The organism is Alkalihalophilus lindianensis, assembly GCF_032843265.1.
Taxonomy (GTDB): Bacteria; Bacillota; Bacilli; order Bacillales; family Bacillaceae_D; genus Alkalihalophilus; species Alkalihalophilus lindianensis.
The window spans coordinates 1-247 of record NZ_JAWJBA010000797.1 but is presented as its reverse complement, the minus strand read 5'-3'; the positions used below and the strand labels follow the sequence as shown (position 1 = coordinate 247).

The 247-nt window shown below is 47.4% G+C and carries 1 protein-coding gene; it reads left to right on the top strand.

Annotated elements, in window-relative coordinates; all coding sequences use genetic code 11:
• A partial coding sequence (locus RYX56_RS24370; protein ID WP_317124386.1) for a M24 family metallopeptidase occupies positions 1 to 247 on the top strand: 247 nt, incomplete at both ends.

The window sequence follows — 247 nt, the reverse complement described above, 5'->3', positions numbered from 1 at the left end:
ATGACTTTCCTGGCCATACATGTATCAGTGTGAACGAAGAAGTAGCCCATGGGATTCCGGGGGATCGCGTGATTCAAGAAGGGGACTTGGTTAATATCGACGTTTCTGGTTCCAAAAATGGCTATTTTGCGGATACCGGTATTTCCATCGTTGTGGGTGACGGTGATGAAGTGCTGAAGAACGGGTGCGAAGTTGCCAAGTTAGCCTTTGAGGCAGGTTTAAAAAAGGCAAAACCGGGTGCGAAAAT